The organism is Domibacillus iocasae (genome assembly GCF_001750285.1).
Classification (GTDB): Bacteria; Bacillota; Bacilli; order Bacillales; family Domibacillaceae; genus Domibacillus; species Domibacillus iocasae.
Window position 1 is genome coordinate 303,585 of record NZ_MAMP01000020.1, and the last position, 21,937, is coordinate 325,521.

A 21,937-nucleotide genomic window follows, 5' to 3' on the forward strand; every position below is an offset into this window, starting at 1 on the left:
AAATGATTATCGTATTGGCTTTCACCATTTCTTTCTTCTTTGCGATGAATATTGGGGCAAGCGGCGCCGCAGCTTCTATGGGCATTGCCTATGGTTCAGGTGCGGTGAAAACGAGGCGGATTGCTTTATTGATCTGTGCGGCCGGTGTTCTCCTCGGAGCTGCCCTGGGCGGAAGCGAAGTCGCCAAAACACTTGGTTCAGGACTCATTCCCAAAGAACTGATAAGCATTAACATCTCTCTGATCATTCTCAGCTCCGCCGCCATTTCGCTTTTTATCGCCAATATGTCCGGCATCCCGCTGTCAACAAGTGAAGTAACGGTCGGGGCCATTATTGGGGTCGGTATTGCGTACAAACAAGTGTTTATCGGTACATTATTGTCTATCATGATGTACTGGATACTCATTCCTGTTATTGCCTTTCTTCTTACGCTGCTGATAAACAAAGGTGTAAAACATGCCGAAGCCCGGCTATTATTTTTAAAAGAAGGAAAATGGATAAGAGTGCTGTCGATTTTAGTTATTTGTACAGGATTCCTCGAAGCCTTTTCAGCCGGCATGAACAACGTGGCAAATTCAATTGGCCCGCTTGCCGCTTCTGGAATCATCTCCATCCAAAACGGAATCGTGATTGGCGGAATTTTTGTTGCATTGGGTGCTGTTCTGCTCGGCGGAAAAGTGATAGAAACAAACGGAAAAAAGATCACGGAGTTAAGCTTGCTCCAAGGCAGTGCTGTCTCCGGACTAGGAGCCACACTGGTTATTATTGCTTCTCTTTTTGGAATTCCTGTTCCCCAAACACAAGTCACGACCTGCAGCATCCTGGGAGTGGGTTTTTCCGATAAAGGGTTTAAAATTTTCGAAAAAGAGATTATTAGCCGATTGCTTAAGGTATGGCTCGTATCACCGCTTTTTTCCCTTGTAATCTCCTACAACCTCGTCAAACTGTTTTTAGATTTCGACATTTATGCTGTTGTGGTCGGAGCTTCTGTTTTTATTGCGACAGCAGGGTCAATCAGTTTAATCAAGCCAATCGGGCTTACCAAGCCTATTTTGTTTAAGGAAGGGAATAAAGTAAAATAAACTGAAAAAGGACCTGTACAGACATATCTTCTGTTCGGTCCTTTTTTGTAAAAGGGAATTCCGTTAATTTTCGATTTCCTCGACTTTAATAAACTTGATTACAATAAATAACAGGACCAGTCCCAGTACACCCGCCGTAATATAACCAATATTAAGGTAATCTTGCATGATAAGAGACATAATCGGTGGACCTGCTGCTACTCCGGCAAATCGTGCCGAACTGTAAAAAGAAGTGATGGTGCCTCTTTCCTCTTTTTTGATATTTTCGGTAATAATGGCGTCAAGTACGGGCATTATCGCACCCATGGCTATTCCCAGGATACTGGTCACAATTAAAAGAAGAATAAGCTGCTCGTTTACAAATCCGACAAAAACAACAATGACTGATAAAAGAATCAAACAAATGATGATAATTTTTTTCATCGTCGGTAAATTCCCTTTAATTTTGCGGCCGGTAACAAAAGCAACAATACAAAGCAAGAAAAGCGGAATGGCTAACACGAATCCTTTCTTTATCCCTTTAATATCGTGCACTAGTTCCAGGTTGTCAGATAGAAAAAACAAAACGCTAAATAGCACCAGCATCGTAAAAAACCCAAGAAAGAATACGGCGAAAAGCCATTTCCCTTCTTTTTTGAGTGTTTTTTTCGTATTGCGCAAAAATTCCTTGAACTTTTTTGGCTTCTCTTTTTCTTTTGGCGCTTTAATAAAGAAAAAAACCAGTACGATTGAAATTAAACTAAAAATGGAAATGGCGAAAAATGGTAAAAACCATAAAAAAGCAGCAAATACGGAACCAAGGATGGGACTTAATACTTTTCCAAACGTGTTCGAGGTTTCGATCGTCCCTAAACATGAGCTTGTTTTTTCATCGTCATCCTTATACAGATCGCCCACTAAAGGCAGTATGATCGGCATGGCACCTGAGGCTCCAATTCCCTGCAAAATCCTGCCGATAATAATCCAAGTATACGGATCTTCCATTTTCCACGAAGCAAAACCGGCTATTAGACCCCCAATTAAAGCAAGGACCAAGCTCGGCAGAATGACTTTTTTCCGGCCGAGCCGGTCTGATAAATAGCCGGCTATAGGGATAAGAAAAATAGCCGCAACGGAATAGCTGGTAATAATCATGCTCGATTGAAAGGAAGAAATCCCAACCTTTCTTTCTAATATAGGCAATACCGGTATAAGCATGGAATTTCCGAGTGTCATCACGAGAGGAATGGAGGCCATGCTGACAACACACCCTATACTAACTTTTTCTGTACCTTTTTCCATCTGAACACCTCAATCAACACTTTGTTTGTAAATGTAGGGTTTCCCTGCGTATTCTTTTTATGCAAAGCATACATTATAAGAGTAGGACTAGCATGCCATTTTATATGTAATTGAGGATGATTTCTTGTGAAAATTAATAGCCGTTTATATACCGCGCCAGCCCTCCTTTTTTTATCCAGAAAGTACTTCCTGGTTATTGTGGGCGCGGTTATTCAGGGATTCGCGATGGGCGTGTTTTTATTTCCACATTTTATTCCTTCCGGTGGGGGAGCCGGCTTCTCCGTGCTGCTGAATTATTGGTTTCATGTTCCGCTGAGTATTGCATTATGGATGGTAAACTCTTCGATGCTATTATTTGCCGTCCACTATTTAGGGGGCATCAGTGCGCTCGGTACCCTTCTTGGCATTACATTCACTTCAATTTCTGTCAACATCTTTACCGTTTATGTGGACACTCCTTTTTCAAATGTATGGATTGATCTGCTGTTTGGTTCCGTCTTCTTTGGTACGGGCGTTTCTGTTCTTCTAAGGCAGGGGGTTTCAAACGGAGGGGTCGGGGTGATCGCTTTAATCATTTCCAAATACAAAAAAGTCAGTCCCGGCAAACCATTGTTTTGGATCAATGGTGTTATTTTTTGCATAACAGCGTATGTGATAGCGTGGGAAATTGTTGTTCAGGCCATCATATGTCAATGGATCTCCACAAGAGTGATCAGTTGGTTATATAATGCCGTTCTTCCTCGAAATATACTGACCTTTGACTTTGTCTGGCGTAAGAAATAACTGCTGATTCATAAGTCTTGAACGTACTGTATTTTGTACAGTTCCTGTAGAAAGGTCACTTCTTTCGCAATAAAAAATAAAAAAGCGTCAAACCCTCGCAAATCAAGGTTTGACGCTTTTTCGGTGATGATCTTACCTCAGACCGCATATAAAAAAGGAAGAAATATGTTTAAGAAACGGCTTTCAAAAACCTATTTACTCCTTTTATCTAATCGGTTAATTTATCTCGTTTAAATATCCAAACATAAAGTAATCCTCCTAAAAACAGCAAGCCACCGTATCCCACCGCTGGATATAAATATTTAACCATCGCGGAAAAGCCCACCTGACTAACGAAAAAAGCTGTTATAGTCGTACCTACTATGACCCAGATGTGATAGCGGTCTGAAATGAAATTAATTCTTGAAACAAATCCATATAAATTACCAACAGCAGTTGTATAAACTTCTGCAAATAAAACAACTGCGAATAGGAGCTGTATAAACACAGCAATCTTAGAAGAAATCATGATCATTGGCACTTCAACGTTCCAAACCATTTCTAAATTCGTTAAAATGCTTAGAAAAATAGCGACTATCCCTAGTCCAAGACCCAGTCCCCCTAAAAGCGCACCCCAGAAAAGTGTTTTTCTGCTCTCTGCTTTTGCCCCCATTGGAGCCAGTACAGCCACTGCAATAACGAGATTGTATGAAGTATAGTTGAGTGCCGACACGATCCAGTTTGGGCCAGCACCTTGTAACGTATCGGCAACCTGTAAATCAGCTGCATTAATAGGGTTAACATACAAGCTGTAGATGGCAACAAAAAAAACCGTTACCAGCAAGATTGGCACAACATAACTAATCGCGTTAATCACACCCTTAATACCACTTATCACCGTCAGGAGAGAGATGAAGGCCATTAATAAGGTGCCCCATAGTGGTGTCAAATGAAATTGTTCTTCAAATATCGCTCCTGCCCCCGCTATCATTGCCGCTAAGGCAGCAAATAAAAAAATGGTTATAATGACATCAATAATGGTGCCAAGGAAGTTTCCATTGGAAAACCGTACAACTTCAACATAGGATGTTGCATTTAATGAGTGCCCTATAATTAAAATGAGATATCCAAAGAAAAAAAACAGTAATGTTGAAAGACTAATTCCTAATAACCCATCCAGTCCATATACACTGAAAAACTGCAGAACTTCTTGACCAGAAGCAAAACCCGCCCCAACTACTGTACCAATGTAAGTTGCTGCGACTTTAAAAACAGTTATTTGGGCTGCAGTACGGCTTGTCACCCTGTTCACCCCCATCCTTCACTCATTCATCATTGTCTTTTCTATATAAGTTGAACAAAGATTCTTACTTTAGACAATAGTGACTATTTAGGCTAGTGCGTTTCATTTAGATGAAAGGAAGTGGAGAAAGCAAGAAGTTTAATTCAACTTATATAGATTAAATAAATCGAAAAATGAAAGCACGTTATGTACCGGTAACCGCTTGTTTTTACCATGGATGTGTAGAAACCGTTTGTCCATTTCTTTAGTCACAGCATATGAATATGCCTTCTTGATTATTACTGTTGTGCGATGTTATGCTGCCTCTCACATAAACACTACTAAAAAATATGTTTTCCGATTACGTGACTGCTTATATAAAGTGGGACAAATATAAACCTTTTAAGTTACGCTGCCTAAAAATGGGGTGTTCTCGTCTAGCAATCTGTTAAAACAATCTTGCCTTATCATTTGAATGTTACATAAATACATGTTACGGTTATATTAAGTAACATGAGGGAGAGAAAAAAGTGGAGTATGTGAATCCAATAAAAAGTATTCATGAAATAAAATTAATAAAAGACATTTTAAAAGAACAATCCAGCCGCGACTTTATTTTATTTGTATTAGGGATTAATACCGGACTGAAAATTAATACACTGCTTTCTTTAAAGATTGATCAATTGGTGAATGAATCAGGTGATATCCAGTCTTTTGTTTATATAGAGAACCAAAAGATTTATATAAATGACCAAGTTAAATCCGCTTTATCTTTTCACTTACAGAAAACGAAGCCGCCAATAGACAGCTACCTTTTCAAATCACCTAAAAGTGAGTTGCCTATTTCGCGCCAGCAAGCCTATCGAGTAATACATGAAGCTGCTAGAAAGGCTGGCATTCTGGATCAGATCGGGACACATACGCTGCGAAAAACCTTTGGTTACCATGCTTATAAGAAGGGCGTGGCGATTTCCCTCATTCAAGCCCGTTTTCACCATGCCAGCCCTTCCGATACACTGCGATATATTGGAATGGATGACACCGACCAAAGAATAGATGTAAACCTGTAAGAAGCATAGATACATAACTATTTTAAAAAAAGTCTTCAAACAAAAGCGGGTGATTTGTCTGAAAACTCTCAAGATTATTTATTCGTCAAATGTTTCTTCTCTGATGCAGGAATGAATAGTGGTCGGTTCTGTAATTTTCTCATCCGTTACATGAAGTTGGCACGTCTTATTTTCTTTAACGTATTTAAAGACACCATTATTAAAATCGGTTCCGGTTTCTTTGTAAAAAATCCCTTCATGAATGACTTCGTCCGAATACGTAAAGACGATGCGATGTCCCTCACCCGCTTTTACTAAATAAGCTCTCGTCCCATTATCAAAGAGATTGTCATCGTCTTCAACAGAGCGGTCAATGGATACAATGTGAAAATCAACAAATGAAATTTCACGCAGCAGCGTATTCACGAAAGAGCCCTTTTTAATTTCTTCCCAACGGCTTTGAGGAGACTGTCCAATAACAATTTGTGTAATGTTTAATTCACGGGCAACTTCCGCAATAACTTTTGCTGCCGGTCTTTTTTCATTATCGCGGAGAATAAATTCTTCAGCACCGGATTCTTCCGCAAGAAGTTTCCATTGATCAATGTATGCAGCTCTATCCGCACTTAATTCATTCTCAGGAACTGAATCAACATTAAGGATGTAAAGCGGACAATCCAGCATATTAGCAAGCTTCGATCCGCGTCTGATTAACCGTTCGCCGTTTGGACCATAATATGCGCAGACTAGTATGCTTTCATCCATCCGTGCTCTTAATTTTTTCAAAACAACGTCACCTCTATAATAAGTTTTCCGATCATTTTAAACGCTTTATTTGTATTAAGCAAAAAAACAAAGAAATTTCCAAATAAATTCTTTTGTATCCCGAATGTTAGGATAAAGGGCAGCGCACAAAATTTCAACCCTTAATTTCAATTATTGTCCTTTTTATTTTTATTTTTTATCCAGTATAGCGCCTGCAAATCAGGTTTGCTACTCTAAGCATCACATTATATAAATCAATTAGTCAGGAGGGACTCGTTTGACTTTTATTCATTTTTTCATTCTCATTCCTATTTTAACGGCTTTTTTTATTCCACTCATAGGAAAGTTAGCGCCCAAACTTCATCTTGGCTGGCCAGCACTTTTTGTTCCAGTTATCTTGTTCGGGTTTTTCACTGCTCAAATCCCGGCCATTTCTGCTGGCGAAACCATTTCTGGATCTGTTGTGTGGATGCAGGCGTTAGACCTTTATTTTTCAGTTTATTTAGATGGACTCAGCCTTATTTTCACTTTATTAATCACAGGAATCGGAAGCCTGGTTGTGTTGTATTCAACTTTTTACCTGTCAAAAGAAAGAGAATCACTCTCCCATTTTTATGCTTATCTGCTGCTTTTTATGGGCGCGATGCTTGGGGTTGTGTTATCGGATAATTTAATGGTGCTGTACCTTTTCTGGGAGTTAACGAGCATCTCTTCCTTTTTATTAATTGCTTTTTGGTTTCGGCGAAAAAAATCCCGGTACGGTGCCCAAAAATCCTTTCTTATTACAGTTAGCGGCGGTATTTCGATGCTTGTCGGGTTCATCATGCTTCAAGTGATGAGCGGGACAAACAGTATCCAGGAAATCATTGCGATGAGAGATTCTCTCCAGGAGCATGAGTTGTTTGTTCCAGCGCTTATCTTGATTTTGCTTGGTGCCTTTACGAAATCAGCTCAATTTCCATTTCATATATGGCTTCCTGATGCAATGGAAGCGCCAACGCCGGTCAGTGCCTACCTTCATTCGGCCACAATGGTCAAAGCAGGATTATTTTTAGTGGCCCGCTTTACACCTGTTTTCGGAGGAGAAGCGACATGGTTCTGGCTTGTGAGCGGTGTGGGGATTTTCACAATGTTTTGGGGATCCTTCTCAGCCGTGAAACAAAAAGACCTGAAAGCACTGCTCGCATATTCAACGATCAGCCAGCTCGGGTTAATTATGTCACTGTTCGGTCTCGGTTCTGCTGCCCTTCAAGGTGGTGCTTCTACCGAATCTATAATTTACACAAAAGCGATTTTTGTGGCACTTTTTCACCTTGTGAACCATTCTACTTTTAAAGGTGCTTTGTTTATGGTAGTAGGTATTGTTGACCATGAAGTGGGAACGCGGGACATCCGGAAACTTGGCGGTCTGATTTCATTGATGCCAGTCACGTTTACACTCGCTGTGATCAGCAGCTTCTCCATGGCGGGTCTCCCTCCATTCAACGGATTTTTAAGCAAGGAAATGTTTTTTACAGCTGCGCTGAATGCAAATAATTTGACCATCTTTTCAATGGAAACGTGGGGTCTTTTATTTCCGATTATTGCATGGGTGGGCAGTATTTTCACCTTTGCGTATTCCATGATCATTGTCTTTCGGACATTCCTTGGTCCGTATCGCCGTGAAAGGCTGGAGAAAACGCCGCATGAAGCACCGATCGGAATGCTGATTTCACCGATTATATTATGTGTGCTCATTATTCTGCTGTTTTTCATGCCTAATCAATTAAGTCACTACCTGCTTTCACCGGCCATGAACAGTATCCTGCCGACTTACCAAAATACGGAAGGCCTTATTCCTAAAATCTCTGCCTGGCATGGATTTAATTTGGAACTATTCATGACTGCCGGCGTTGTCGTATTTGGCGCTTTCCTTATGAAGACATTCCGTTTTTGGAACTTTGTTTACGACTTGTTTCCTGAGCATCGAAGTATCGACCGCGGATATCAATGGGTACTGGCCAAAAGCGAAAGTGGATCAAAACGGGCAACAGACCTCTATATGACAGGATTTTTGCGACACTACCTTTATTATATCTATGGATTTCTTCTGCTTTTAGTAGGAGGCACACTATGGCTGACAGGAAGCATCGTGATTGATCCGTCAGATGATGTGCCGGTCAGTTTATACGAAGGAATTATTGTCGCTGTTATGGCAGCAGCGGCAATCGGTATTCTCTTTACGAAATCACGCTTGACCGCCACGCTTTTAAATGGCGTGCTTGGTTATTCGATTGCTGTTTTCTTTGTCTTATTTAGGGCACCGGATCTCGCCCTTACACAGCTTGTTGTAGAAACGGTGACCACTGTGCTATTTCTTCTTTGCTTCTATCATCTGCCTGAATGGTCAAAAGAAGAGCGTTCAGTAAAGGTGCGCCTCCCGAAAATGATTATTTCTATCGGGATGGGGGCACTGACTGTTTTACTTGCCCTTTCTGTACAGGGAAACAAGATGTTTGAATCGATCTCAAGTTATTTTGAAGATTCCTATGAGCTTGCAGGCGGCCGGAACATCGTTAATGCAATTTTAGGGGATTTCAGGGCCTTTGATACGATGCTTGAAGTCGTTGTTCTATTTATTGCGGGCATCGGTGTCTACACGCTTATTAAATTAAAAGCACCGAAAGGAGAGGATGATATTGAGAGAGAATGATGTCATTTTGCAGACGGTGTCAAAAATCGCTGTGTTTATTATTTTAACATTCGGCGTTTATTTATTTCTGGCAGGTCATCATAATCCAGGAGGCGGATTTATCGGAGGACTAACGCTCTCATCCGCTTTTGTCCTTTTGTATTTATCATTTGATGTAGAAACCGTTAATGCGGGTATTCCACTTGATTATAAAAAAGTGGCAGCATTAGGTGTTCTGATCGCTGTCTTGACTGGAATGGGCTCTTTGTTATTCGGCAGTTCATTCCTTAGCCAAACATTTGCTTACTTCGATCTTCCTATTTTCGGAAAAACAGAGCTTGCTACCGTCGTACTGTTCGAGTCAGGGGTGGCACTTGGTGTAATTGGCGTTGTGGTCACCATTATGATTAGTATTAGTGAGGATGTGTAATATGGAAACAATTATTACTCTTTTAGTAGGAATACTCGTATCTGTTGCCACCTACCTTCTGCTTTCAAAAAATTTAATCCGGGTTGTGTTGGGTACAGCCATTTTGTCACATGCGGTTCATTTGCTTCTGATGACAATGGGCGGGTTGAAGATAGGAAGTGTTCCCATTTTAGGCGATCAGGTTGAAACGTATACCGATGCGCTGCCTCAAGCACTGATTTTGACAGCCATTGTCATCAGTTTTGCCGTAACCGCCTTTTTCCTTGTTCTTGTGTATCGGACATATCAAAGTACTGGAACCGATAATTTGTATGAACTGAAAGGGTCAAAAGATGAATAATATTTTAGTTTTTCCAATGGTCCTGCCGATCATAGCGGGTGTTCTTCTTCTCTTCTTCCGCTCAAATCCAAACATTCAGCGGTGGGGCAGCATCTTAACGATGATCGTCGTCTTTTTAATCAGCCTTTGGATTTTGCAGCAGGTAATGATTCAAGGCATCCTACGTCTTGATTTTGGAGAATGGCTGCCTCCATTTGGAATTACCTTTGTTGCAGATGCATTTGCGATGCTTCTTGTAACAGCATCTTCTCTTGTATCTATTCTTTGTTTATTATATGCAGCTTTTGCCAAAGATGAAAAAAGAGAGCATTTCTTTTTATATCCTTTCTTATTGCTGCTGGTTGCCGGTGTAAATGGCTCATTTTTAACAGGAGATTTATTTAATTTATTTGTTTGTTTTGAAGTCATGCTTCTTGCTTCCTATGTATTAATGACACTCGGCGGTGAGAAAAAACAGCTGACCGAAGGAATCAAATACATTTTAATTAATATTTTATCATCCTGGCTTTTCCTGCTGGGTATGGCCTATTTATATGGAACACTCGGAACATTGAACATGGCGCATTTGTCTGTGCGGATTGCAGAAGCCGGCCAGCCGCCCCTGCTCACGACTATTAGTATTTTGTTTTTAGTCGTCTTTTCTTTAAAAGCAGGATTGGTTCTTTACTTCTGGCTTCCGGGATCTTACGGGGCACTGCCGACAGCCGTTTCCGCCTTATTTGCTGCACTGCTTACAAAAGTAGGTGTTTATGCGCTATTCCGCTTCTTTACATTATTGTTTTATCATGAACCATCCGTTACGCATACCATGATCGGATGGATGGCAATTGCCACAATGGTGGGAGGAAGCCTCGGTGCCATCGCCTACAAAGATATAAGAAAAATCGCCGCTTACAACGTGGTCATTGCAATCGGTTTTATTCTTGTTGGCCTGGCATCGTTTAACTATGAAGCCATCCAGGGATCTATTTATTACTTAATCCATGATATTCTTTTAAAGGGAATGCTGTTTCTTCTCATTGGTACAGTCATTTATGTATCCGGCAAGACGAGACTAGATCAAGCAAGCGGTTTAATTGCAAACTACCCTTTGTTCGGCTGGATGTTTTTAATTATGCTCCTTTCATTAGGCGGCATTCCACCGTTCAGCGGATTCGCCGGCAAGCTTTTAATTGGCCAGGGAGCAATTGGCGCCCAAGAATATGTGATGGTTGCCACAGCTTTTTTATCCAGTTTATTTGTTTTATATTCACTTTTACGCATCTTTTTAAATATGTTCTGGGGCGAAACATCTATTCGCCTGAAAGATCAGATGCATTTATCAAAAGGAACCCTGGCTCCTCTCTTGATTCTGGCTGTATTAACAACCGGCCTTGGGCTGGGAATGGGCATTCTTGCTCCTTATGTTTCTGAGGCGGCCAATGTGCTGATGAACCCTGAACTTTATATTGAGAAGGCCTTAAACCATAAATAATTCAATTGTCTGCCAAGGAGGTGGAGATCATTGCCTGTACAATTTCTATTAAACTTATTAATTGCTGTTTTGTGGGTGTTTTTGAAAGATGCAGATACATTTAAAATTCCCGATTTTGTTACTGGATTTTTAATCGGGGTTGTTATTATCTTTCTTATGCATCGATTTTTCGGCACACCTTTTTATTTAAAGCGTGCCTACTCCATGCTGAAGCTGCTTTGGATCTTCAATTATGAACTTTGGACATCCAGTATATTGATTATGAAACAAATCTTACTTCCAAGTGCCACGTTTGAACCCGGGACTTTCTCTTATGAAACAAAGCTCAAAAGCGATTGGGAGGTGACCGCGCTTGCCCTTCTGCTTATGTTAACGCCTGGTTCAGTTGTACTGCGCATTTCACCCGAGGGAAACGTGTTTTATATCCATGCAATGGACGTGAAAGATTCAAAACCAATACTCTTAAAGTCCATTCAGATGTATGAAAAAATTATTCTGGAGGTGACCCGTCCGTGACAAACTTCATCTTTGTGGCAGCGATCATTTTGTTTAGCCTCTCTATCGCCCTCTTGCTGATCCGGGTTTTAAAAGGGCCTACATTGCCTGATCGTGTAGTAGCTTTTGATGTGATCGGGGTTAACCTTATTTCAATCGTGGCAGTATTAAGTGTTGTGCTGCGGACAAAGGCATACTTGGAAGTCATTTTAATTATTGCTATTCTTGCTTTTATCAGCACGATTGCTTTCTCAAAATACATTGAGAGGGGGCGTATCATTGACAGAAAACCAGATCGTTGAATTGATCGCAGCATTGATGGTCCTGCTCGGCAGCATTATGGCGCTCATAAGTGCTTATGGCATTTTAAGTCTTCCAGATGTTTATACACGCTCACACGCTGGAACAAAAAGTTCGACACTTGCTGTATTATTGGCGTTGACCGGCGTATTTATTTTTTTCTGGTCTGCTGAACATTATGTGAGCATTCGCCTTGTACTTGGTATTGTCTTTCTATATTTAACGGCACCTGTTGCCGGGCATCTCATTTGCCGGGCTGCTTACAATTCCGAAGCGGAAATGAAAGATGGGACGGGAGAAAACAGCTTCAGGTACAGCAGTCCTCAAAAAAAGAAAAATTCTATTGACTGAACAAGCAACATCTATACTTGAGACCATCATTTCCGTAGCTGGATTGGGATTTGTTTTGTTACTAAGCTTATTCGTATAAACCAATCTTTTCGGGCGGTAGATTCCCCACTTATTCTCTTAGTATCTTCTAAGTTTATAAGCGGGGTTTTTGCTGCCCATTCATCTTAAATAAAGGGAGCACTTGATGGAGATAAAGACGTATATGAAAAGCAGCCCACGCGGACGACAACCCTTGCTGTATTTATATTGGTCCAAATAGAAATACACCGCTTCACGCGTGTTATGTTAAATAAGTTCTTCTTAAGCTACGAGTAAAGACCGAAAAGCACTCGATCAATATTTATATCTTGAATGAAAGTTTTCGAGAATATGGGGCCGATCCAATAAAACAACTGACGAAGTTTCTTTCCCTTCTCCTTCTTCCTGATCGGATATGCTGCATCTACAGAAAATCAGGAATATCACTAAGTGCAGCGGGGGCGGCTATTTTTGGAATAACAAGAGGATTGCGCAACGGAACGTTCCAGCCTTTCCTGCAGACCATTCGGAGTTCCATGAATAGGTCCGCAGCCCAGCAAATTCCACAGGCTGTGCAGGGAATGATGAATGGACAGGCCGCACAAAACATGACACAGCCTCTCCAAGGGATAATGAATAATCAAGGTTCTCAACAGCCGTCATCCACTCAGAAACCGAACAATATCCAAAAAAGTGTAACCAATCTGACCAGTAATAAGTCAAATTAAAACAGTTCAGCTTATAGACTCAGCCTATGGCTGAGTCTATAAGCTCTTTTATTTTTAATTAAGTATTTACTCGAAGCCTTTTATCCATACTAACGATATTCATCATGGAAAGGTTGACGTCATGATACGTAAACTATTCGTGTCCGTTATGATTTTCTTTTTCTTTATCGTCGGTCTAGGCTGGTATTTATTGATTACGCCTACAAAAGATCTAAATAAAATTTCCATCACAGCCTCTCCCAAACCAGTAGTGGTATTAGTCATCGATTCTCTCATGGATCAGTCATTGAAAAAAGCAGTGGCTGAAGGAAAAGCGCCCGCATTTGAATTTTTAATGAAGCATGGGCAGTACCACCCTGAAGTAGTCAGCTCTTATCCCACGATGTCCGTGACCATCGACAGTACCCTGTTAACGGGTACCTACGCTAATGATCATCAGGTTCCAGGTCTTGTATGGTTCAAGCAGGATGAAAATCGAGTGATTAATTATGGACCCGGAAAAATCGAATTGCTGAACCTCGGCGCAAAGCAAGTGTTATCGGACAGCCTGATTGGTTTAAACAAGGCCCATTTAAACCAGAGTACACTCACCATTTATGAAGAGCTGGCAAAAAGCGAGATCCACTCTGCTTCTATTAATGGCCTGATCTATCGCGGTAATCAAGTCCATCCATTGCACATCCCAAAAATCGCCTCAGGAATGAACCTGCTGCCGAGCGATGTACAAGTAAACGGTCCGTCCCTTCTATCCATGGGAAACTTGTCACAATTCAATCAGGAAAATGATTGGTCTAATCGTCTGTGGAAAGCCATAGGCGTAAACAATCAATTTACGGCAAATGAACTGAAGTACGTTATTCAAAAGGATCAATTGCCGCCCTTTACACTGGCCTACTTCCCCGATATGGACCACCAACTTCATAAAAATGGACCAATGGAACGGAAAGGCATTGAAGAAGTGGATAAGCAGCTACAGGTGATTTTGAATGCCTATCCATCATGGGGGGAAGCGATTCAAAAGGCCGTCTGGATTATACATGGTGACAGTGCACAATCTGCTGTTATAAATGACCGAAGCAAGGCCCTGATTGATTTAAATACATTATTGGATGAGTACAGCTTTTGGAGCCCCGATCAACCGTCAAACAAGGACATTGCTTTAGCTGTCAATGAACGTATGGCGTACATTTATCTACAAGATGAAAGGATTGAGATATCTGACATTTCATCTAAATTAAAAATGGATTCAAGAATAGGTTTCATTGCTTGGAAACAGGGCAATATCGGTTATGTAATGGCGGCAGGCTCGGATAAGCCATTTGCTTTTTCACCTAACGGCCCATACACAGATCCGTACGGACAATCCTGGAGGCTGAATGGAGACCTCTCTATTTTAGATTTGTCCATCAATGAACAAAATAAAATTAAATACGGTGACTATCCAGATGCCCTTGCAAGACTAAATGGAGCCCTTCAGTCACACAAAGGCCGATATATCATCGTTGATGCAAAACCCGGGTATGAATTTGTTGGAAAAAACAGCCCGAATCATGCAGGAGGAGCAGCACACGGCTCCTTGCACAAAGTAGATTCTGTCGTCCCCTTGATTATTGCGGGAACAGATCAAAAACCTAAGAATCATCGATTGATCGATTTTAAAGACTGGCTGGTAGAACTGACAAAATAACACGTATGTTTTTTTATACAAGGAAACAAAAAGAGGTTTATTTTTGTTTCCTCTTTTTTTGAACTTTTAATAAAAATATTCGTTATATAACGCCACTGAATAATTGTATACAGGTTGCTCAACGCAACAATTCTAATTGTTTTTCTTCAATAAATTTGCTAAGGTCCTTCTCCTGTAAGCAGATGTGCGAGGGAACACCCCGGCATAAAAAACGGAATTCAATAATATCGCGACCTACCCTGTGTTCCCCAATGATTCTTAACCCTCGCTCATTCATTTTTTTTCTTAATTCTTTCAACTGCTTAAGGGCTTGGCATTCCTGATATCGATTAGCTGATACATAGACTCTTTTTATTTTTACGTTTAACGTTTCAGCATCTTTTATTTCACGCTGCAGGATTCTGATCGTTAGATTACAGATGATATAATCATGAATGATTTTTCGATCTTCCTCTTGAATAATTGTCATGTTTAGCCCCCCTATTTAGAAAAAGTCACTTGGATGATTTGTATTGATCCATTAGCACTTGAAAAACCCCTTCTTTTTCAATTCCCTCACCTAAATCAGTCGGATTACATGTAATATGGACAATATTATAAATCTTGGTGATTGCAACAATATCGGTTTCCTTAATGAGGTCACTGCAGATTCGACATCGAATGTTCCCCATCATTTCATCACCTCTTTTATGCTTAAACATTCTTCTTCGAAAAAAATTTTCCTTTCAAAAAATAAGATTATTTTAAGAGAAGGAAAGGAAGATGAGGAATTAAGTAGAGAAGACAATTCGCATCAAAATCTGCGGAGCCATATAAAAAAACCGCCCGCTATACTTGGCAGGGCAGCTTTAAAACGTACGAACGGTATTTTGATGGAGTAAATAGATTTTGCAGATTTTTGGCCCGAGAGTATGGCAAACAAAAATTGCGAATATTTCCTGAAATTACCTAATAAGATACATGAATATATGAAAGTGCAAGGCTTCTAAGCAGTCTCCTCGGCTTGCATCCTCCAATTTTGAACTGGTCTAAATATTACAAAATATCTAGTTTAGCCACAATGGCTAGGAGGATTTGAAGTAACGCTTGGATATTTACGGCCACGTCTGTGTCAGTTGTTGCAACTTTTACATGCTTTGACCCTTCAATGACCGTTTTTTGAGTATTTTGCTGCTTCGTTCTCATGAATTGCTTGAGGTCTTGCACCACCGCTTTACTTTGATCCGTATCACCAATAGTGATGCTGATGACGACGGCGATGGCTACCTGGATTCCCAGCTGTAAAGATACCGCTGCCTGCGTATCTGTTGTCTGAACCTCAACATCTTCAGAATCCCTAACGATGATCCATTCAAAGGACTCCTGTTCAGTAGCAGCCGACTGATCCGCTGCCTGCAAAACGTCTGCATCATTTCTGTTACTGTTATTATCACAGTGATCCAGTGCTCTCCACTTTTTCTCACTCATGTTATTCACCTCTTTCGATTTTTTAATAAAAAGGGCTTTTGATTACAAAACGTCTAATTTAGCAACTAATGCAACCAGCACTTCCAAGAGTACCTGAATGTTGACAGCCAAGTCTGTGTCAGTCGTTGTGATAGTAACATCTTTTGAGTTTTCGATAATAATTCTTTGTTTGTTCGTTTGCTCAGCATTAAGTTCTTGGAAGAGATCTTGTGCCACATTTTGGCCTTCATCTGAATCGCCAATAGTGATGCTGATCACTAAAGCAATGGCCAGCTGCAAGCCCACTTGAAGAGAGACCGCTACTTGCGTGTCTGTCGACTGAACTTCAATATTGCATGAATCTTTAATCAATACTAGTTCATCGGATTCTTGTTCGATGAAGGAATCCTGAGTACCAGCCTGCAGAACGTCTGCATCATCATGCATATTCTGAACGTCTTGTGCACCCTGCCGATTTTTATTCTGACACTTCTTACAGTTGCAATTTCTCTTGGTGGACTCATACTCGTCTTCATATCTTGACATAGTCCTAATAAACCTCCTTTTTCGTGTTATACAATACCGTATGAGGTCATCAGTCTTTAGGTAACGGCGTATGTAACTATTTCAAAAAAAAACCGCCTGTAAATAGGCGATTTTAGAAAACAAATATTTATTTTGAATTCTCTTGTTTGGAGGATGGCTGTTTAACAAACGAGTTCACTTGCTTAGTCAGATCTTCTACTAATTCTTTAAACGCCTGTTTCTGTTCGTCTGTTAACTTTTTTTTGGCTTTGTCTATATTCACACCGTTTTTTTGAAAGGTATTACTTACAAGCAAATCAATGACTTTGTCGGAAAGTACTTTTGAATTTTTGAGTGAATCACTCATCTATACCACTCCTTTTCTTGATATTTACTTCATATCAATATATGCAGCTATCCGCCAGGAGGAAACGGGAGTAGTTTTTTCTTACCCATTTTTATGCCTTGAACTCCCCATCACTTAACACTCTCACTAGGTATTTAAAGTGGAATATTCCTACAACCCCCAGCGTATCCACCGGTTCTTTAGCAGACAACCCCCATCATTCTTCCTCAATCTTTCACCCAACACAGAATTTAAATTTTCATCTTTCGTACAAACCAGCTGCCGGGCTTTCTTGATAAAGATAAGAAAAAGCCTAATCCATCGAGGGAGCAGGCTTTTTTCACAGGCTAATAAATAGACGGCAATATGTCTCTATCATACACCATTTTAAAAATCCTGAAATGATATCTAAACTCATCAAAAAATAACGGGATTCCCTGTTCAAAATCATACCAGTAAAAGAACGATTCCAAAGTGTCAGGGTCCTCACCATCAAGCTCACCCGAAATATAGAGCGGATACTTCAGCTTTTCAAACATCTTACCATGGCCATAAACTCCGAAGATATTCTCCATCTCTTCTTCTGTCATTTTTAATTCTCCTTTTCACTAAATATTTCCTATAGTGTGTCCAAATAACAGAATGGAACCGGCACATGTCCCTTCTTGCCAGTTTTTTAAAAAAGGGCATAGGCTTGTTCACCAATTCAAGCACACTTCTCTTATTGCTTGTTTATAATAAACAGACAGAAATTATGGAAAAGAGAGTTCTTAATGGCAAATAAATCTGAAGAGCCGCCATGTATGCGTCCGTTTCAGAACAGCCTATCCGAAATTTGATTATCTGTGTGGCACCGCTTACTTTTTCTGAGCCGCCGATTTTTGACAAATGGGCAGAAGCGGTGAAAAATGGCGATTTCAGCGTGGATCCGGTTCTTGATGCCCTGGGATTCATTCCAGGCAGGTTTATGAAGTACGGACTGCGGCTGGCCAGCTCACCTATTTATATCAGCCCCTATCTTTCCCTCTTAAATAATGCCTACGATAAGGACTATGTGGACAGGTGGCGGAGGTTCAACAAATGGACGAATGAGCAGGTCGGCTTTTCCGGAGCAGCCATTAAACAGCTGGCCAGCGAAATTGGCAAAAAAAATAAATTTAAGGCAACTTTCCAATAGGGAAAGTTGCCTTTTATTCTGTAATAAAAGATTAGTGATCCTCTTATGTGAAGAAGGAACCAGACTGTGGGTAAGAGGAAATAGATATCAGTATCCTTTGAATCCCCCATAAAGCTTGATTTATCAATTTTTTTAGGAATTTAATTTTAACTCAGTTAAATAAATTCAGCCCAGAAAAATAAGGACATTAGCAAATGTGTTAGCAAGGCATACTGAACGAGTACTCGTCAGTAGATTCCTGTTTGTCTAAAGGTTTATTCGAAAAATTTACGAACGGTATAGATACATTCATTTCAAAAAATACGAAACCGCCTTACTTCAGGCGGTTTAGTTCTTGGCGCGATGTGACGCGTTGAATATGCAATGTTAAGTAGATTTTATCATCAATGGATACCGACCAATTAAATGTTTTGTTCACATAGGAAGCTACTTTTTCACTGCACGCATACGCATCAGAATAGCGTTTTTGCACCTGTGTAAACATGAAATCATCACTGGATTCGCTGATGTTTTTTTCACGCCGAACAAGCCGGATCGCAAAAAAGCGAAGGTGTGTCAAAAATCGTTCATAACTGACAGATGATTCATCCAGTTCCATCTGATAATGGTATTTCACGATATTAAGTGTATCATTGACAACCTTAACGATTTGGACAGCAGAATCTAGTCCTTCACCGGAAACACGGCTGTTTACAAGGTGAAGGGCGATGGAGGCCGCTTCATCTTCCTCCATCCGGATGCCTGTTTCTTCTTCGATGACGTTCAATGCTTCAAGTCCAATGGCAAACTCATCCTTATAATATTTTTTAATTTCCCAGAGAAGGGCATTACGGAGTACAATTCCCTGTTTATGGCGCGTGACCGCAAAGCTGATATGGTCCATGAGTGCAACGTAGACATAATCGTCCATCCCGGTGCCGAGACATTTTTTTGCTATCGAAATAATCCGGTCCGCAATATTTAAGTACTCTTCTGGCACTTCGCGTAAAAGCTCACCAATTTTATCGGATACGCCCCTATTCTCAAGCACAAATGTTTTTTCCACTTTATCCGTATCGAAGTCATCACCCGGACGCTTTTGAAACGCAAGTCCGCGGCCCATTACGACCATTTCTTGTCCTTCTTTGTTTTGCGTGAGAACAACATTATTGTTGAATACCTTTTTAATCTCCATATTACCCCACCTGCTTTTTCCTATTAGAAACAAAAAAACCAAATTTGCCCACAGGAAATAGCTTGCCTGGCACAAATTCAAGTTTTACTTGCTTAACAGTAACAATCCTGATATTCGTTCATTTTGGAAACGGTTGCTTATTTTTAACATATTTCTTCTTTACTGTCAACACAGTCGCAGTTATCGTCAGCGCACCGTAATAATAATCTTCGTCTCCTTTATCTTTGCCTTTTTGCTTACATTAAGAGCTAATTTTCATAAGAGTTGAACAAGAACCAACACTATTTCATAGTCTAAACCTTATTAATACTATTTAGACTTCAGCTAAATCATGCTTTCTACTATTCTAATAATAGCTTGATATACTGTGTTATTCGAAGATTTTATTTCCCGAAAAAAGAAAGCGTTGACATTTATTTTTCAACATGATAATCTTGGATCATCAAATGAATAATAAAGCAGCCTTTTAGGATTGTTACTGATTATGCAGGCAAAACCTAAATCACTGAACGCATTGGATATCTCCTTGTCGTCATGTGGTTTAGGTTTTTTATATTTTCATATGAAAACAGGATTGTTACTGGTTTGGCAGGCAAAACCTGGGTTGATCTGAATACAGAAGTGTGCGTACCTCTTCTGTGTTCAGATCAGTCCGGGTTTTTTCTTTTATTAAAACAACAACGAGGAGTGAATGCACATGAGTAACAGTACGCTGGCAAAGGACATTGTCCAATTAGTCGGAGGAGAGGAAAATATACAAAATCTTACCCATTGTATGACAAGATTGCGTTTTAATTTACACGATGAAAGTAAAGCAGACCGTAAAAAAATTGAAGCATTAAAAGGTGTAATGGGGACAAACGTTAGTGGCGGACAATTTCAATTGATTATTGGAGAGACCGTTGCAGATGTTTATGCTGAAATCACCAAAAACACAAATATTGCTAATAATGGAGACAACACTGAAAAGAAAAAAGAGAAAAAAAATATTATAAGTTCGCTTTTTGATTTTATTGCAGGAAGCTTCACACCTTTAATTCCAGTGATTGCTGGAGCTGGTATGCTAAAAGCGGTTATCGCTTTATTTGTATCTTTAAACTGGATGTCGAATGAAAGTGAAACTTATAAAGTTTTAAATATCGTTGGGGATGCTGCGTTTTACTTCTTGCCGGTCCTGCTTGCTTTCAGTGCAGCGAAAAAATTTAAAACAAATGAATATATAGCAGGGTCAGTAGCCGCTTCCCTTGTTTATCCTGATTTTGTGAATTTAATGAATGATAACGTGGCAACTATCGGTTTTCTTGGCTTGCCTATTACAGTCGTCAGTTACTCTTATTCCGTTATTCCGATTTTACTGGCTGTTTGGTTTTTATCCTATGTAGACAGATTTTCAAATAAAATAGTTCCAAATGCTGTACGAACTATTTTTGCTCCTATGATCACTTTGCTTATCGTCGTACCCGTTACATTAATCGCAATTGGACCTTTAGGAAGCTACATCGGAAATGGTCTTTCATCCGCTATGGAATTTTTGTATGGACAAACCGGATTGGTTACGGGACTTTTACTCGGAGGAACCTTCTCTCTTATCATTATGACAGGAATGCATTACGCTTTTGTACCACTTATGATACAAAATATCTCTAAAATGGGTGGAGACTTCATTTTACCTATTATGGGGATGGCGAATTTAGGTCAGGCAGGTGCAGCTTTTGGTGTTTATCTAAAAACGAAAAATAAAGGGTTAAAATCACTAGCCGCTTCCACTTCATTTACCGCATTAATGGGTATTACGGAACCGGCCATGTATGGTGTTAATATGAAACTCAAACGGCCATTTATTGGTGCAGCCATTGGTGGTGCAGCAGGCGGTGCTTTTGTGGGTGCTTTTGGTGCAACGGCTAACGCTGTTGTTACCCCTGCTCTGGCTTCAATACCTATTTTTGTCGGTAACACATTTATCTATGTTATTATTGGGTTCGTTATTAGTTTTGTTGTTGCTGCCGTTATAACTTATATTTTAGGATTCGAAGATATTCAAGAGGAAACAAGCGAACAGAAAGAGGAATTATCAAAAAAAGATCAAAGATTATTAAGTCCATTAAACGGACAAGTTGTTAATCTTTCAGAAGTAAATGACTCTACATTCTCCAGCGAAGTAATGGGAAAAGGTATCGCAGTTAAACCAACAAACGGAAAAGTGGTTTCTCCTGTAAATGGTGTTATTACTTCATTATTTAAAACAAAACATGCTATTGGGATTACTTCTGATGAAGGGGCAGAAATATTAATTCACGTCGGCTTAGATACGGTTAAACTTGAAGGTGAACACTTTGAAGCTCATATCAAACAAGGCGATAAAGTGACAGTAGGTCAGTTACTTTTAGAAGTAAATATTGATAGCATTACAAAAGCGGGATATGACACCACAACGCCTGTTATTATCACCAATAGTGATAGATTCACAGAATTAGTGCCTACAAACAATACACAAGTTTCAAACAACGATGTTATTTTGAATTTAAAAGCTTAACTTTATTCATGATTACTAATA

At 40.0% G+C, this 21,937-nt stretch carries 23 protein-coding genes; 13 read left to right on the top strand and 10 right to left on the bottom strand.

Annotated features, from left to right (window positions below; all coding sequences use genetic code 11):
• Positions 1-2 precede the first annotated feature (2 nt).
• Positions 3-1,082 (top strand): sulfate permease, encoded by a 1,080-nt coding sequence (locus BA724_RS08465; RefSeq protein WP_069938222.1) that lies wholly within the window; start codon positions 3-5, stop codon positions 1,080-1,082.
• A gap of 63 nt (positions 1,083-1,145) precedes the next feature.
• Here BA724_RS08465 and BA724_RS08470 read toward each other — a convergent pair whose 3' ends face one another.
• Complete coding sequence (locus BA724_RS08470; RefSeq protein ID WP_069938223.1) at positions 1,146-2,363, bottom strand: MFS transporter; 1,218 nt, start codon at positions 2,361-2,363, stop codon at positions 1,146-1,148.
• Positions 2,364-2,495: 132 nt separating this feature from the next.
• Here BA724_RS08470 and BA724_RS08475 point away from each other — a divergent pair, with 132 nt between their 5' ends.
• Positions 2,496-3,146, top strand: a complete 651-nt coding sequence (locus BA724_RS08475; RefSeq protein WP_425389011.1) for a YitT family protein — start codon at positions 2,496-2,498, stop codon at positions 3,144-3,146.
• Between the two features lie 208 nt (positions 3,147-3,354).
• Here the strand turns inward: BA724_RS08475 and BA724_RS08480 are convergent, their stop codons facing one another.
• Positions 3,355-4,428 (bottom strand): YkvI family membrane protein, encoded by a 1,074-nt coding sequence (locus BA724_RS08480; RefSeq protein ID WP_211272223.1) that lies wholly within the window; start codon positions 4,426-4,428, stop codon positions 3,355-3,357.
• Between the two features lie 509 nt (positions 4,429-4,937).
• Between BA724_RS08480 and BA724_RS08485 the strand changes: the two genes are divergently transcribed.
• Positions 4,938-5,477, top strand: coding sequence for a tyrosine-type recombinase/integrase (locus tag BA724_RS08485; RefSeq protein ID WP_069938225.1), 540 nt, complete (start codon positions 4,938-4,940; stop codon positions 5,475-5,477).
• A 78-nt stretch (positions 5,478-5,555) separates the two neighbouring features.
• Here BA724_RS08485 and BA724_RS08490 read toward each other — a convergent pair whose 3' ends face one another.
• Entirely contained in the window at positions 5,556-6,242 is a 687-nt protein-coding gene (locus BA724_RS08490; RefSeq protein ID WP_069938226.1) for a universal stress protein, read from the bottom strand.
• Positions 6,243-6,498: 256 nt separating this feature from the next.
• Between BA724_RS08490 and BA724_RS08495 the strand changes: the two genes are divergently transcribed.
• From BA724_RS08495 to BA724_RS08535, 8 genes are all read left to right on the top strand, one after another.
• Complete coding sequence (locus BA724_RS08495) at positions 6,499-8,913, top strand: Na+/H+ antiporter subunit A (protein ID WP_069938227.1); 2,415 nt, start codon at positions 6,499-6,501, stop codon at positions 8,911-8,913.
• Positions 8,900-9,322 carry a Na(+)/H(+) antiporter subunit B gene (locus tag BA724_RS08500; protein ID WP_083256143.1) on the top strand — a complete coding sequence of 141 codons (423 nt, stop codon included), beginning with the start codon at positions 8,900-8,902 and terminating at the stop codon, positions 9,320-9,322. The genes BA724_RS08495 and BA724_RS08500 overlap by 14 nt, the downstream gene beginning before the upstream one ends.
• A 1-nt stretch (position 9,323) precedes the next feature.
• Entirely contained in the window at positions 9,324-9,662 is a 339-nt protein-coding gene (locus tag BA724_RS08505) for a Na(+)/H(+) antiporter subunit C (RefSeq protein WP_069938229.1), read from the top strand.
• Positions 9,655-11,136: a Na+/H+ antiporter subunit D gene (locus BA724_RS08510; RefSeq protein ID WP_069938230.1), complete on the top strand. Its 1,482-nt coding sequence runs from the start codon at positions 9,655-9,657 to the stop codon at positions 11,134-11,136. Before BA724_RS08505 ends, BA724_RS08510 begins: the two co-directional genes overlap by 8 nt.
• Before the next feature lie 30 nt (positions 11,137-11,166).
• On the top strand, positions 11,167-11,652 hold the full coding sequence (locus BA724_RS08515) for a Na+/H+ antiporter subunit E (protein WP_069938231.1): 486 nt from the start codon (positions 11,167-11,169) through the stop codon (positions 11,650-11,652).
• Positions 11,649-11,933 carry a Na(+)/H(+) antiporter subunit F1 gene (locus BA724_RS08520; RefSeq protein WP_069938232.1) on the top strand — a complete coding sequence of 95 codons (285 nt, stop codon included), beginning with the start codon at positions 11,649-11,651 and terminating at the stop codon, positions 11,931-11,933. Before BA724_RS08515 ends, BA724_RS08520 begins: the two co-directional genes overlap by 4 nt.
• Positions 11,911-12,282: a Na+/H+ antiporter subunit G gene (locus tag BA724_RS08525; protein WP_083256144.1), complete on the top strand. Its 372-nt coding sequence runs from the start codon at positions 11,911-11,913 to the stop codon at positions 12,280-12,282. Before BA724_RS08520 ends, BA724_RS08525 begins: the two co-directional genes overlap by 23 nt.
• Before the next feature lie 867 nt (positions 12,283-13,149).
• On the top strand, positions 13,150-14,715 hold the full coding sequence (locus BA724_RS08535) for an alkaline phosphatase family protein (RefSeq protein WP_069938234.1): 1,566 nt from the start codon (positions 13,150-13,152) through the stop codon (positions 14,713-14,715).
• A 118-nt stretch (positions 14,716-14,833) separates the two neighbouring features.
• Here BA724_RS08535 and BA724_RS08540 read toward each other — a convergent pair whose 3' ends face one another.
• From BA724_RS08540 to BA724_RS08565, 6 genes are all read right to left on the bottom strand, one after another.
• Positions 14,834-15,184: a YhjD family protein gene (locus BA724_RS08540; RefSeq protein ID WP_069938235.1), complete on the bottom strand. Its 351-nt coding sequence runs from the start codon at positions 15,182-15,184 to the stop codon at positions 14,834-14,836.
• Between the two features lie 25 nt (positions 15,185-15,209).
• Entirely contained in the window at positions 15,210-15,389 is a 180-nt protein-coding gene (locus tag BA724_RS08545) for a hypothetical protein (RefSeq protein ID WP_069938236.1), read from the bottom strand.
• A 361-nt stretch (positions 15,390-15,750) separates the two neighbouring features.
• The gene (locus tag BA724_RS08550) at positions 15,751-16,182 is read right to left on the bottom strand and encodes a spore coat protein (RefSeq protein ID WP_069938237.1); all 432 of its coding nucleotides are present in this window, start codon (positions 16,180-16,182) and stop codon (positions 15,751-15,753) included.
• A gap of 42 nt (positions 16,183-16,224) precedes the next feature.
• Positions 16,225-16,707, bottom strand: coding sequence for a spore coat protein (locus tag BA724_RS08555; protein ID WP_083256145.1), 483 nt, complete (start codon positions 16,705-16,707; stop codon positions 16,225-16,227).
• A 127-nt stretch (positions 16,708-16,834) separates the two neighbouring features.
• Positions 16,835-17,053, bottom strand: coding sequence for a hypothetical protein (locus BA724_RS08560; RefSeq protein ID WP_069938238.1), 219 nt, complete (start codon positions 17,051-17,053; stop codon positions 16,835-16,837).
• Between the two features lie 326 nt (positions 17,054-17,379).
• Positions 17,380-17,622, bottom strand: a complete 243-nt coding sequence (locus BA724_RS08565; protein ID WP_069938239.1) for a hypothetical protein — start codon at positions 17,620-17,622, stop codon at positions 17,380-17,382.
• 257 nt (positions 17,623-17,879) lie between these two features.
• Between BA724_RS08565 and BA724_RS08570 the strand changes: the two genes are divergently transcribed.
• Positions 17,880-18,209: a hypothetical protein gene (locus tag BA724_RS08570; RefSeq protein WP_141719901.1), complete on the top strand. Its 330-nt coding sequence runs from the start codon at positions 17,880-17,882 to the stop codon at positions 18,207-18,209.
• Positions 18,210-18,522: 313 nt separating this feature from the next.
• Here the strand turns inward: BA724_RS08570 and licT are convergent, their stop codons facing one another.
• A complete protein-coding gene (gene licT / locus BA724_RS08575; protein ID WP_069938241.1) occupies positions 18,523-19,383 on the bottom strand; it encodes a BglG family transcription antiterminator LicT in 861 nt (286 codons plus the stop codon).
• Positions 19,384-20,080: 697 nt separating this feature from the next.
• On the opposite strand from licT, the gene BA724_RS08580 reads away from it, so the two are divergent.
• Complete coding sequence (locus BA724_RS08580) at positions 20,081-21,916, top strand: beta-glucoside-specific PTS transporter subunit IIABC (protein WP_069938242.1); 1,836 nt, start codon at positions 20,081-20,083, stop codon at positions 21,914-21,916.
• The last annotated feature ends 21 nt before the right edge of the window (positions 21,917-21,937 follow it).